Genomic DNA, 12559 nt, shown 5'->3' with positions numbered 1-12559 from the left:
GAGTTCGTTTTATGAGTCAAGCAGGATCATCACCGCTATATGCCGCCATCGACCTCGGGTCGAACAGTTTTCACATGCTCGTTGTGCGTCACATCGATGGCAGCGTTCAAACAATGGCTAAAATTAAGCGCAAAGTTCGTCTAGCAGCGGGCTTAGATGAACATAATTCTCTTAGTATGGAAGCTATGCAGCGAGGATGGGACTGCTTAAGTCTATTTGCGGAACGCTTGCAGGACATTCCTAAACAAAACATTCGCATCGTCGGTACAGCAACATTACGTACCGCGACCAATGTAGATGTGTTTTTAGAAAAGGCTAACCAAATTCTAGGCCAGCCTATCGAAGTGATTACTGGTGAAGAAGAAGCTGCCACTATCTATAAAGGTGTCGCTCACACCTCTGGCGGTAGTGGTCGTCGCCTTGTAGTCGATATCGGTGGAGCAAGTACCGAACTGATTATCGGGGAAGGTTTTGAAGCCAAAGCACTGACCAGCTTAAAAATGGGCTGCGTGACTTGGCTTGAAAACTTCTTTAAAGATCGCCAATTGAATGCTCGTAACTTTGACGCGGCAATTGAAGGAGCGAAACAGACCATCCAGCCGATTTTAGAACGTTATACAGAAATTGGTTGGGATGTGTGTGTTGGTGCATCAGGCACTGTTCAGGCATTGCAAGAGATAATGCTGGCGCAAGGCATGGACGAAGTAATCACTCACTCCAAACTCAAGCGTCTACAGAAGCAAGCCATGTTGGCCGACCATTTAGAAGAGCTCGATATTGAAGGCTTAACACTTGAGCGTGCATTAGTGTTCCCTAGTGGCCTCTCTATTTTGATTGCCGTTTTTGAATTGCTTGAAATCGATGCTATGACACTGGCTGGCGGCGCACTACGCGAAGGCTTAGTGTATGAGATGGTTGAAGAGCTTCGTCAAGAAGACATTCGTGCCCGCACTATCGCTAGCGTACAAAATCGCTATCAGCTCGATCACCAATACGGTGAACAAGTCGCTAGTCTGGCACACACGCTTTTACAGCAAGCTGGGGGCGATGAGTGGATTACAGAGCCTCAGGGCAAGATATTACTCGAGACCGCCGCAAAACTGCATGAAATTGGCTTAACTATCGATTTCAAAAAAGGCGGAGAGCATAGTGCTTACTTGCTGCAGAATTTGGATCTGCCTGGTTACACGCGCGCGCAGAAGTTCTTTATTGGTGAAGTGGCTCGTCGCTATCGCGAACAACTCACTTCTTTACCTGAGCAGCATGCATTATCAGGCTCAAGTGCCAAACGAGTATTGAGACTGTTGCGTCTTGCGGTTCTACTCAGCCATCGTCGCAATCCTGATCTAGAGCCAAATGTGACTCTAACGGTTGAAGGCGACAATCTAACGTTACACATTGATGCGCAATGGCTAGAGAAAAACCCACTGACTGCGGCTGAGTTGGAAATTGAATCCAACCGTCAGACAGACATCGGCTGGCCATTAAATATCGTAGCAAAATAAGCGAATATCACTGCCTTACAATACTAAAGCCCAGGCGTTCGCTTGGGTTTTTTTGCTTCTACTTCCCCTACAAAACGTGCTGCCCAGCAAAAATCTCAGCTTCTCCGCTCTACATCGAAAAACAGCCATGCTTTATTGATAAGCACGATTTAGCCAACCAAGATGCACCATAATGAAAACCGTTTTAATGACTGGCTTAACTGGCACCCTCGCCCCTAAAGTTGCTCATCAGTTCCACCTCCGTGGCTGGAACGTATTGGAATGGAATCACCACCAAATCCCACCAGATGATCCACAGCAAAGTGAGCAATTTTGGCAACAGCACCACATTGATGCGGTGTGCCACATGGCGATGGGGAGTGAAGCGTGGGCAGCGTGGCTTGGTGAGCACTGCAAACAGCGCAACATTCCTTATCTTTTTGTCAGTACAGCAATGGTATTTGATGCCACAAAAAATGGGCCTTATGGCATCTTTGAAGAAAGAAACACCCAAGATGAATACGGCAAATACAAAGTTCGTTGTGAAGATGCAATCTGGCAAGCAAACCCAGATGCGATGATTGCTCGAATTGGTTGGCAGCTCCATCACCAAGCAGAAGGCAATAACATGTTGGCGCATCTCGACCGCCAATATGAAGAGAACGGCGTTATTACCGCTAGTACAGTTTGGTATCCCGCGACTTCTCATATGGACGATACTGCACTCGCCTTTTTGCAGCTTATTGAGCGGAACGAAGCAGGTTTATACCATTTTGATAGCAACTTAAAGGATAAGTGGAATTTCTACGAACTCGTTTGTGCACTCAAGCAGCATTACAACAAGCCATGGCAAGTGCTGCCAAGCAATGATTATCACCATGACCAACGTCTAACAGATGAACGAATTGCCTTGCCGCCATTGAGTGAACGTTTCAACAAGCCAGAGCAAATCAAACAAGCTGGCATCATAGGAATCAACTGGGGACGCACGCACATTCCCCACTATCGAAACAATGGTGTATCGGTCACAACGTTATGCGCCAACCAAATAGAACCGCTTCAGCAAGCGTGCAGTGAGGAAGCAATCCTAAAGGCAGAAACGAACATCAGCGCACTCAAACAACTCGATGTCGTGACCATCGCGACACCTGCGCATACTCATGCAGAGATCATAAAGACGTTAGGTTCAACCAAGCTGATTTGTGAAAAGCCATTGGTGGGATTGAATTCCGACATCACTCACTGGCAGCAACCGAACTCCAACCTATTGGTTAATTACGCCTTTGCTCAGCTAGAGACCGCCAAGACGATAGAGAAATGGCTCACCTCGCAAACCCAACCTTGTGTGGTCAATCTAATCACCCAAGTTAACCTACCGGGCACCTTCACACTCAAAGAGTGGTTTCTTGAAACAGCCAGTCACCCTATTTCTTGGTTGCTGCACTGCTTTGGAGACTACTCTCAATCAACACTGATTGAGGAAAACGGCCAACTGATCGTTGAGCTGCAATGTGGCGACCACCAGCTAAGATTTGTATTTGAATTAACCGGTGAGCCGGGCATCGAGCACATTTTAACGATTCAATCCAACCAGACCTTAACCAGTAAAGGCTACTACCGTGTCGGCGAAAAATGGCGTTTCGAGCCCATTCTCGTTAATGGCAACGCGATAAATGATGGAGAGTACAGCGAATCTGATTGCTGGCAGGACGCCAATCAACGCAGTGTCGGTTTGATGCTGGCGATGTTCAATCAAAGCATCAGTTGGGAGAACGGCCTGCAACTTGGCGCCTTCGATGCGCAAAAAGCCATTTTGATTGAGAAGATGCTCCGTTAGCCATTTCACCAACTAGCTTCCTCTACGTTCCGTAACTTCGATAAAAAGGTCTCACTCGGGACCTTTTTTATTACTCCATTTTTACCTTTGTACAGCTTAGGGAGCTTTTGGACATCCATGATCTAATTACTCCCCATGCTGTACAAAACCCTCTAACCCCAAGTAAACAGGCACAAAAAAGCCGCTTGATTTGAGCAAGCGGCTTTCGGGGTTCCCACTGATATTAAGACTGAACGCTTGTGGTCACCTTAAAGTCAGGGTTCACCGCAGTCAGCTTCTTAATTAGGTAATTCAGTAGTACGCCATACATAGGAACGAACAAACCAAGACTAATAATCAGTTTGAAGCCGTAATCCACCAGCGCGATTTCCGTCCAATGCTCAGCCATAAATGGATCTGGGCTTTGGTAGAACGCAATGGCGAAGAAAGCGATGGTATCAAGTGCATTACCGAAAAGCGTTGAACACGTTGGTGCCACCCACCATTGCTTCATTTGACGTAGGCGGTTGAACACATGCACATCCATGATCTGACCAAGTAGGTACGCCATGAAGCTAGCAATCGCGATACGAGCAACGAATAAGTTAAATTCCCCTAGGTGGCCAAAACCTTGGAATTGACCTTCGAAGAACACCACCGATAAGAAGTAAGACACTGCCAAAGCAGGCAACATCACTAAGAAGATGATCTTACGTGCCAACTGAGCACCGAAAATACGCACAGTTAAGTCAGTCGCTAAGAAGATAAATGGGAAAGTGAATGCACCCCAAGTGGTATGGAAACCGAAGATAGTAAACGGTAGCTGAACTAGGTAATTGCTAGATGCAATAATGACTAGGTGGAATAGAACCAGATAGATAAGGGCGTTGCGCTGCTGCGCAGGGGTAAAGTTACTCATGCGATACCTTTTTAGTTTGGTTTGGGGGTGAGGGAACCCAAATCGAGTCACTGAATAAAGTGGCTCTTACCAACAATGTAAAATGAAAAATAAACTGGCTTGGCTCTTTCTGAGCGAAGCGGTGGGCGATTATACATTAACCACTTTTCGCCGCAAGTCGTCTGTTTGACGCAAACGTTTAAGCATAAAAAAGGGTGTTTCATGTGAAACACCCTCTCTAGAAAAATTCTATTTTTAGAAGCCGCGCTGGAACAACCCTGCAAGATAATCCAACTCTTCCCTGCTCTCTTCAATCGCTAACGCTTCAAACCAAATCGCTTCGCTGTAATGCTCTGCTTTCATAAACAGTCGGCAACCTTCAAAGTCAATCAACCAAGAGTGAATGTCCGCATCCCACTGTTTTTCCACCACAGTAGCAGAAAGCAAGCCGACTAAACGCTCACCTAAAGCAGGAAAGCTATCAAGGTCAAAGCTCGGCGCGGTAATGATTAAGCGCCCTTCTTGTGCCATGTAATCCGCTAAGCCAAATTCCTTTTGCATCTTGGTTCCTTATCCGTGGTGAGTAATGTGTTCTTGAATCAAATCGAGGAATGGATCGGCGTACTTCTCTAGTTTGCGCTGACCAACACCGCTGACTGCAAGCATTTCGCCGTAAGACGTTGGCAGAATTTCCGCCATATCAATCAGAGTCGCGTCACTGAAGACCACGTATGGTGGCAAACCATCTTCATCAGCAATCGACTTACGCAGCTTACGTAACTTAGCAAACAGCTTTTTGTCGTAGTTCTTGCTGGTCAGTTTGTCCGACTTCGCCGCACGTGCTGCGGTGTCTAAACGCGGAACCGCTAACTCTAGGGTCACATCGCCACGTAGCAGCGGACGCGCTTCTTCGGTAAGTTGCAGCGTTGAGTTACGCGTGATGTTTTGGAACAGCAGCCCTTTGTGGATTAACTGACGGAAGATACTCACCCAGTAATCGTGGCTGTGGTCGCGCCCTATCGCGTAGGTAGAAATCTTATCGTGCCCATTTTCACGTACACGAATGTTTTGCATACCACGTAGCACCTCTACCACGTAGCCCATACCAAAGCTCTGATTCACTCGGTACACACAAGACAACGCCTTACGTGCTTCTTCCGTGGCATCAAAGTGCTTCGGTGGATCTAAGCAAATATCGCAGTTGCCACATGGCTTCTCACGATACTCACCAAAGTAATTCAATAGCACCTGACGACGACAAGTCTGCGCCTCAGCAAAGGCACTCATCGCATTCAGTTTGTGGGTTTCCACCTGCTTCTGTGGACCATCGTCTTTCTCATCCAACATACGGCGCAGCCAACTGATGTCCGCTGGGTCATACAACATCATGGCTTCCGCAGGTAGACCATCACGCCCTGCACGACCCGTTTCCTGATAGTAGGATTCGATATTTCGCGGGATATCGAAGTGAACCACAAAGCGCACGTTTGGTTTGTTGATGCCCATACCGAATGCGACGGTCGCCACTACAATTTGGATGTCATCACGTTGGAAAGCTTCTTGAACGTAAGCGCGCTCATCAGCGTCCATACCTGCGTGATAACCAGCAGCACGAATGTGGTTGTTGCACAGCTTCTCGGTCACCATCTCAACTTTCTTACGGCTACCACAATAGATGATGCCGCAATTCCCCTTTTGGGTTTCAAGATAACGAACGATTTGCGAAACCGGCTTGTGCTTCTCAACTAAGTTGTAGCGAATGTTGGGACGGTCGAAGCTGCCTAGGTAAACCTCTGGATTATTCAGTTGCAGACGTTCAAGAATATCTCGGCGCGTTGCGTCATCTGCGGTCGCCGTCAGCGCCATAAATGGCACATGGGAAAACTGCTGCTTAAGTTGACCAAGCGCGGCATATTCTGGACGGAAGTCGTGTCCCCACTGGGAAATACAGTGCGCTTCATCAACGGCAATCATCGATAACGGCAGGTTTTCCAAACGTTCAATGAAGTCACGCATTAATACGCGTTCTGGCGAGACGTACACCAACTTAAGATGACCAGTGTGCATGCGGTTATACACGCTGAGCAGTTCTTCACGAGTCATGGTCGAGTTAATGCATTCAGCCGCTACACCGTTGGCTTTAAGCTGGTCCACTTGGTCTTTCATCAGCGAGATAAGCGGAGAAATCACCAAAGTAATACCAGAGCGAACCAAAGCAGGAATTTGATAACACAGCGACTTACCGCCACCAGTAGGCAGGATAACTAAGCTGTCGCGACCTTCTATCGCGGCGTCAATCACTAATTGCTGACCATCACGGAACTCTTGGTAACCAAACACATCCTCCAACACACGTTGAGGCGTTACAGGCGAATCAGATTGTTCGGCTAACAAGGTCGAGGTCATGAAAAGTCTCAGATTGGGTCTTAAAAAAGAGGTGCTTATGCATACCACTGGCACACAAAGTGAGGGCACATTGTAATGGGGTTTCATGGTGAATAAAACCGCAAATTGTTAGGTGTTTCGCATCACGACTCGTATACTGATTTTCTGCTCTATAAAACACACAATTAGGTGACACTTCATGACACCAGAAGACGAACAACAACGCGCGCGGCAAGGTATCTTGCTAGCGATTGGTGCGTATACCATGTGGGGCATTGCGCCGATGTACTTTAAGTCCATCGCACAAGTATCTCCTTTGGAAATTCTAAGCCACCGAGTGATATGGTCTTTCTTTTTGCTTGCTGCACTCCTCCATTTTGGCCGTCACTGGCGCTCGGCTTACCACATCGCGAAAGACAAAACGAAAATCGCTTACCTGATCGCAAGTTCCATGCTAATTGGCGGTAATTGGTTGATTTTCATTTGGGCGGTAAACTCGAATCATATGCTCGACGCCAGCTTAGGTTATTACATTAACCCACTGATCAACGTCTTACTCGGGATGGTCTTCCTTGGTGAGCGACTGCGTAAATTACAGTGGTTCGCGGTTGTATTGGCAGGTTGTGGCGTACTCGTTCAACTGATTGTATTTGGCTCCGTACCTGTTGTTGCGATGGCGTTAGCAATGAGCTTCGGCTTTTATGGCTTATTAAGAAAGAAAGTCAGTGTCGATGCAAAAACTGGCTTGTTTATCGAGACATTACTTCTACTGCCAGTGGCCGCTGTTTATTTGCTTTTTGTTGCCGATACACCAACCTCAAATATGCTTACGAATCCACTTACGTTAAATAGTTTGTTGATCGCGGCTGGGGTTATAACAACCCTGCCACTGCTGTGCTTTACGGGTGCAGCAACAAGACTCAAATTATCGACTTTGGGCTTTTTCCAATATATAGGCCCAAGCTTAATGTTTTTACTTGCAGTATTGATGTATGGCGAACCCTTTACCATGGATAAAGCGATCACTTTCGTCTTTATTTGGGGAGCACTAGTCGTGTTTAGCTTTGATGGATTACGTAATAACCGTCGCTCACGCCGAATCGTTCAGCCACAGTGATCGTTTTTTACAAGACAAGTTAGAAATTGCCAGATAAGCTTGGTCATAATGTGACCAAGCTTTTTTATTTAATGGAACATATTCAGTACTACGCAACCGACCATGACAACTTGAGTCTAATAGAGGCGAAATACCAGAAATTTGCTTTTCAAAGGCATTACCATCTGGATTTTCATCTCGGCCTGATCACGCATGGTGCGCAGAAGTTCCAATACCAAGGTAATAGCCACCAAGTTGGTCACGGGCAAATTGTGATTATGCCGCCGGATGAGCTGCACGACGGGCAATCTAAGCTCGAGAGTGGCTACGAAGTAAATGTGTTTGCGATCGAACCTCATCTATTGAGCGATCTGGCTGATCTTAAGCAAAACGGTCAAATAATACACTTCAACGAACTGATCATCTCGGATCCGCAGATATTTTCACAACTTAGTAACTTACACGGGCTGCTTCGTCGTGAAAACCTCAGCCAACTCACCAAAGATTGCCTTCCTTTTGAAGGATTTAACCAACTTTTTGATCGCTACGGATCGCTTGAGCGACAAAAAGTGGTGCCGCTAGGAAACCAATCTCTTGGGACGTTAAAAGATTATCTAATGGCTAACCTTGACCAAGCGGTGCGTTTGGATTCACTTTCAGAGCTGTGCCAACTGAGCCCAACTCAGTTCCAGCGCCACTTTAAAGCGCAAACTGGCATGACGCCTTATGCATGGTTCGCACGCCTGCGCCTTGAACAAGGCATGAAGTTACTGCAAGCTGGTCAATGTGGTACCGACGTCGCTCATCAAATCGGTTTCTATGATCAAGCGCATTTCAGCAAAGCGTTTAAACAGACCTACGGCGTTTCCCCTTCTCAAGTGGCTCGTTAATTTCATTTACCGAGAAAGCTGTCAGTTTTTTACAAGCGCCACAGGTGACTTACCACGACAATAGCCGCATTGGTTAAATTTGAGATGTGTTATGAATGAATCCACCATATTGCTGACACTCGCCAGCATTCACTTTATTGCCCTAATGAGTCCAGGTCCGGACTTTGCGCTGGTCGTACAAAATGCGACGCGTCATGGTCGTCAAACTGGCTTGTACATTGCGTTGGGATTGTCCGTCGGTATTTTGCTGCACTCTTTGTTCAGCCTGACAGGTGTGAGTTTTGTCGTCCACCAGCACCCAGTGCTGTATTCCGTGGTACAACTGCTCGGTGGTAGTTACCTGCTCTACTTAGGAATTGGCGCATTGCGTGCCGTGATCTCGATGATCCAAAACCCACTGACGGATCAACCTAAGAAGCAAAATAACCTAGTGATCAGCAATAAGCGTCAAGCGTTTGCTAAAGGGTTTGCGACCAACATTCTTAACCCAAAAGCCCTGGTGTTCTTTGTCAGTTTGATGTCGAGTTTAGTCCCAGCAGGTATGTCGATTACTGGCAAAGGTATTGCACTGGTCATCCTGTTTGGCTTGTCGCTATTCTGGTTCTCTAGCCTTGCATGGATGCTGTCGACACAGCGCTTACAGCGTAAATTGCAACAAGCGGGTATCTACATCGACGGTCTATGCGGCGTGGTATTTACTCTAGTGGGCGGCAGTATTCTATACCAAACTATCAATACTTTTATCGGATAAAGTACTGATTTAAAAGCGTAGCACAATCGACATTTCTAAGATTGCTGACTCGACGTGACTCTCCATAACTGCCAAGCTGAAAGCACAAAACTGGCAACATGGAGAGTCATCATGCATTGGACGTTCAACCGACTCGTGACCACGGGTCTTTTTCTTACTTCCCCACTAATCTTATCTACCTCAGCCTTTGCTAACCAAGCGGCAGATGCCGTTGCGCCGGAGCACAGTACTGGCTTCGAGCAAAAGCAATTGGTCAAAGCCAAAGATTATATGGTCACCGCAGCCAACCCACTAGCCACCCAAGCTGGGTCGGATGTTCTTGCTCAAGGTGGTAATGCTATTGATGCCATGGTTGCCGTACAACTGATGCTGGGCTTGGTAGAGCCGCAATCATCAGGTATTGGTGGCGGTGCCTTCTTAGTGTATTGGGACAGTGAGAAACAAAAACTGACTACGTATGATGGGCGCGAAACCGCACCGCTCGCCGCAACGCCGAAACTCTTCCTAGATGACAAAGGACAACCACTGCAATTTTACGATGCGGTTGTCGGAGGGCGCTCCGTTGCTACTCCTGGCACAGTGAAACTACTGTGGGACACGCACAAGAAATACGGCAAGTTGGAATGGAAAAAGATCATCCAACCTGTGATTACCTTGGCTGAGCAAGGTTTCGAAGTGAGTCCTCGCCTCGCGAGCCTGATTGAGAAGGATGCCAAACGCCTATCACGCTTCCCTGCGACTAAGGCTTACTTCTTTAATCCAGATGGCTCACCAAAAGCCGAAGGCACGTTGTTGAAGAACCCTGAATACGCGCAAACTCTGACGGCAATTGCAGAGCAAGGGGCAAAAGCTTTCTATCAAGGCGATATCGCCACAGACATTATCAAGACAGTACAGAATGCACCGGGCAATCCTGGCGTATTGGCACAACCTGACTTTGATGCGTTCCAAATCAAGCAACGTGAACCGGTTTGTGCGGCTTACCAAAGCTATGACATCTGCGGCATGGGACCACCTAGCTCTGGCGCATTGACGGTTGGACAGATTCTTGCGATCACCGAGCAATACGATCTTAAAGGTTGGGGAGCCGAAAGCGCGAAATCATGGCAAGTGATCGCCGATGCATCGCGCCTTGCGTTTGCGGATCGCGGTAAGTACATGGCTGACCAAGATTATGTGCCAATGCCAACCGAAGGCTTACTTGATAAAGATTATCTCAAACAACGTTCTGAGCTCATTCAAGTCGGTAAAGCCTTGAGTAAGGTTGAAGCCGGTAACCCACCGTGGTCACACGCGATGAACTTAAGCATGGATCAATCGATCGAGCTGCCTTCCACTAGCCATTTCAATATCGTCGATAAGCAAGGCAATGTGGTTTCAATGACAACAACCATTGAAAACGCTTTTGGCTCACGCTTGATGGTGCGCGGCTTCTTGCTCAACAACGAACTGACCGATTTCTCTTTCCGCACTCATCAAGATGGTGTGCCAATCGCGAACCGCTTAGAACCGGGCAAACGCCCACGTTCATCCATGGCACCAACCATTATGATGAAGGATGACAAACCATACATGGCAATTGGCTCACCGGGTGGCAGCCGCATCATTGGTTACGTCGCACAAGCCATTATCGCCCACACGCAATGGGATATGGACATCCAAAGCGCGATTAATCAGCCACGATTACTGAACCGTTTTGGTACCTTAGATATTGAGCAAGGTACCGCTGCAGAAGGCTTACAGCCTGAGTTGGAAAAGATGGGTTTTAAAACTGATGTTCGTGATTTGAACTCTGGACTGCATGCGATACGTATAACAAAAGACGGTCTTGAGGGCGCAGCCGATCCAAGGCGTGAAGGTGCCGCTATCGGGCAGTAAGAGTCTTTCGCTCGACCCCTTGTGCGAGATCTCTCACAAAGGGTTGAGCAAACCTCTCTTTTTTAATGGTAAAACCGTACAGAAAAGAGCATAAGCCATTGAATTTAATACTCATGTATCTTTTTTGAACGCTAAGAGAGTTAAAAAATGTGAGATTAGCCCGTTGTTGGAAATCGTTAAACACGTAATATTAAACCTGTCGGAAGGATGCTGACACGGAACAGGAAACACCACGGACTTGGTGAACTTCAGGAAGAAGAAACGGTTATTCAGGATGAATAGTCGGGCATGGATTGCAAAATTGGACATTGAACGGAATCAATAGTGACTAGGATGGTTGCTACTAAGGACGGGAAATGGACACCTCTGGACGAGGCAAGGATTTGAACATCAGGATGATGTCAGGGACACCGCTCAGGGAACAAGTGATGAGAGCTAACGAGGATAGTTAGCAGACCAGGATAAGGTCATTAAGGACACCGCTAGGAAGGCGACGTAAGGATTAAGCTGACGGATTCAGCACACTATCATGGATTAGATGCATGGAGCACTCTTAGTAGCTGGATTGCTGCGAGTAAGACTATAACCCCGATGGGCGCAAGCCCTCGGGGTTTTTCTTTGCCTAAAGTTTTTCTCATCTGCACCGTTAAATCGCGCTTTCGAATTCCATTTTTTTACTGCTTTATCGACGCCAAAACCGCACAAGTAAATTACCACCTTCTAAAGAAGGTGGCTTTGTGTGAGCCCCCTAAAAGGGGGCCTTTGTTTAGTCCAGCGCCAATTGCTGCTGCTCTACTCGCTCTTGCTTCTCTTGATGTCTTACATATCGGCGTATTGTTTCTTCATTGATTCCAACACTATCGACAAAATAGCCTCTTTGCCAAAAGTGATTACCCCAAAGCCTGTTCTTCCTAAGGTGAGGAAACTTGCTAAATAGCTTTAAGGCTATTTTGCCTTTCAATACCCCCATCAACTTGGATATCGAAAGCTTTGGTGGGACCTTTACAACTAAATGTACGTGGTCAACTTGTACGTTTAGCTCTACGACTTCACATCCAAGTTGATTACAGTAAACATAAATACATCGATAAACTTCTTTACCTATATTGTTCTTCAAGATCCTAAATCGATACTTTGGCGTCCACACTATATGGTATTGACAACGCCAAAATACGTGGGAAGCTTGATTGTATCTACTCATGTTATTTGTCCTCTTTGACTTCTGGAAAAATCAAAGACGCATTTAGCATGAGTAGTTTTACAGGCAAAGCCGAAACGGATGATAACCACCTACTGAAGTAGGTGGTTTAGGGCTGAAAACAAAAAGAGCCGCCGAAGCAGCTCTTAAGTGGATGATACCA

The 12559-nt window shown here is 46.9% G+C and carries 10 protein-coding genes; 6 read left to right on the top strand and 4 right to left on the bottom strand.

What is annotated here, in order from left to right:
- Positions 1–11 precede the first annotated feature (11 nt).
- Both gppA and J4N43_RS00275 read left to right on the top strand, forming a co-directional pair.
- A complete protein-coding gene (gene gppA, locus J4N43_RS00280; RefSeq protein ID WP_053306516.1) occupies positions 12–1505 on the top strand; it encodes a guanosine-5'-triphosphate,3'-diphosphate diphosphatase in 1494 nt (497 codons plus the stop codon).
- A gap of 172 nt (positions 1506–1677) precedes the next feature.
- A complete protein-coding gene (locus tag J4N43_RS00275) occupies positions 1678–3321 on the top strand; it encodes a sugar nucleotide-binding protein (protein ID WP_053306515.1) in 1644 nt (547 codons plus the stop codon).
- A gap of 223 nt (positions 3322–3544) precedes the next feature.
- On the opposite strand, the gene J4N43_RS00270 is transcribed toward J4N43_RS00275, so the two are convergent.
- From J4N43_RS00270 to recQ, 3 genes are all read right to left on the bottom strand, one after another.
- A complete protein-coding gene (locus tag J4N43_RS00270; protein ID WP_005378770.1) occupies positions 3545–4219 on the bottom strand; it encodes a 7-cyano-7-deazaguanine/7-aminomethyl-7-deazaguanine transporter in 675 nt (224 codons plus the stop codon).
- Between the two features lie 234 nt (positions 4220–4453).
- Positions 4454–4759, bottom strand: a complete 306-nt coding sequence (locus J4N43_RS00265) for a DUF3630 family protein (RefSeq protein ID WP_005378772.1) — start codon at positions 4757–4759, stop codon at positions 4454–4456.
- A gap of 9 nt (positions 4760–4768) precedes the next feature.
- Positions 4769–6604 carry an ATP-dependent DNA helicase RecQ gene (recQ, locus tag J4N43_RS00260; RefSeq protein WP_062730803.1) on the bottom strand — a complete coding sequence of 612 codons (1836 nt, stop codon included), beginning with the start codon at positions 6602–6604 and terminating at the stop codon, positions 4769–4771.
- Positions 6605–6782: 178 nt separating this feature from the next.
- On the opposite strand from recQ, the gene rarD reads away from it, so the two are divergent.
- From rarD to ggt, 4 genes are all read left to right on the top strand, one after another.
- Positions 6783–7700: an EamA family transporter RarD gene (rarD, locus tag J4N43_RS00255; RefSeq protein ID WP_005382912.1), complete on the top strand. Its 918-nt coding sequence runs from the start codon at positions 6783–6785 to the stop codon at positions 7698–7700.
- A 71-nt stretch (positions 7701–7771) separates the two neighbouring features.
- On the top strand, positions 7772–8569 hold the full coding sequence (locus J4N43_RS00250) for an AraC family transcriptional regulator (protein ID WP_005382915.1): 798 nt from the start codon (positions 7772–7774) through the stop codon (positions 8567–8569).
- 91 nt (positions 8570–8660) lie between these two features.
- Positions 8661–9320, top strand: a complete 660-nt coding sequence (locus tag J4N43_RS00245; protein ID WP_005378776.1) for a LysE family translocator — start codon at positions 8661–8663, stop codon at positions 9318–9320.
- A 111-nt stretch (positions 9321–9431) separates the two neighbouring features.
- Positions 9432–11198 (top strand): gamma-glutamyltransferase, encoded by a 1767-nt coding sequence (gene ggt / locus J4N43_RS00240; RefSeq protein ID WP_062730801.1) that lies wholly within the window; start codon positions 9432–9434, stop codon positions 11196–11198.
- A gap of 766 nt (positions 11199–11964) precedes the next feature.
- Here the strand turns inward: ggt and tnpA are convergent.
- Positions 11965–12399, bottom strand: a complete 435-nt coding sequence (tnpA, locus tag J4N43_RS00235; RefSeq protein ID WP_062730726.1) for an IS200/IS605 family transposase — start codon at positions 12397–12399, stop codon at positions 11965–11967.
- Positions 12400–12559: the final 160 nt, after the last annotated feature.

The organism is Vibrio sp. SCSIO 43009 (genome assembly GCF_023716525.1).
In the GTDB taxonomy this organism is placed as follows: Bacteria; Pseudomonadota; Gammaproteobacteria; order Enterobacterales; family Vibrionaceae; genus Vibrio; species Vibrio alginolyticus.
The sequence above is the reverse complement of the archived record's forward strand: the minus strand, read 5'-3'. Positions and strand labels throughout refer to the sequence as shown.

Excerpts from the sequence above, each read along its gene's own strand:
- gppA (WP_053306516.1), top strand. The coding sequence starts at position 12 with ATGAGTCAAGCAGGATCATCACCGCTATATGCCGCCATCGACCTCGGG.
- J4N43_RS00275 (WP_053306515.1), top strand. The coding sequence starts at position 1,678 with ATGAAAACCGTTTTAATGACTGGCTTAACTGGCACCCTCGCCCCTAAA.
- J4N43_RS00270 (WP_005378770.1), bottom strand. The coding sequence starts at position 4,219 with ATGAGTAACTTTACCCCTGCGCAGCAGCGCAACGCCCTTATCTATCTG.
- J4N43_RS00265 (WP_005378772.1), bottom strand. The coding sequence starts at position 4,759 with ATGCAAAAGGAATTTGGCTTAGCGGATTACATGGCACAAGAAGGGCGC.
- recQ (WP_062730803.1), bottom strand. The coding sequence starts at position 6,604 with ATGACCTCGACCTTGTTAGCCGAACAATCTGATTCGCCTGTAACGCCT.
- rarD (WP_005382912.1), top strand. The coding sequence starts at position 6,783 with ATGACACCAGAAGACGAACAACAACGCGCGCGGCAAGGTATCTTGCTA.
- J4N43_RS00250 (WP_005382915.1), top strand. The coding sequence starts at position 7,772 with ATGGAACATATTCAGTACTACGCAACCGACCATGACAACTTGAGTCTA.
- J4N43_RS00245 (WP_005378776.1), top strand. The coding sequence starts at position 8,661 with ATGAATGAATCCACCATATTGCTGACACTCGCCAGCATTCACTTTATT.
- ggt (WP_062730801.1), top strand. The coding sequence starts at position 9,432 with ATGCATTGGACGTTCAACCGACTCGTGACCACGGGTCTTTTTCTTACT.
- tnpA (WP_062730726.1), bottom strand. The coding sequence starts at position 12,399 with ATGAGTAGATACAATCAAGCTTCCCACGTATTTTGGCGTTGTCAATAC.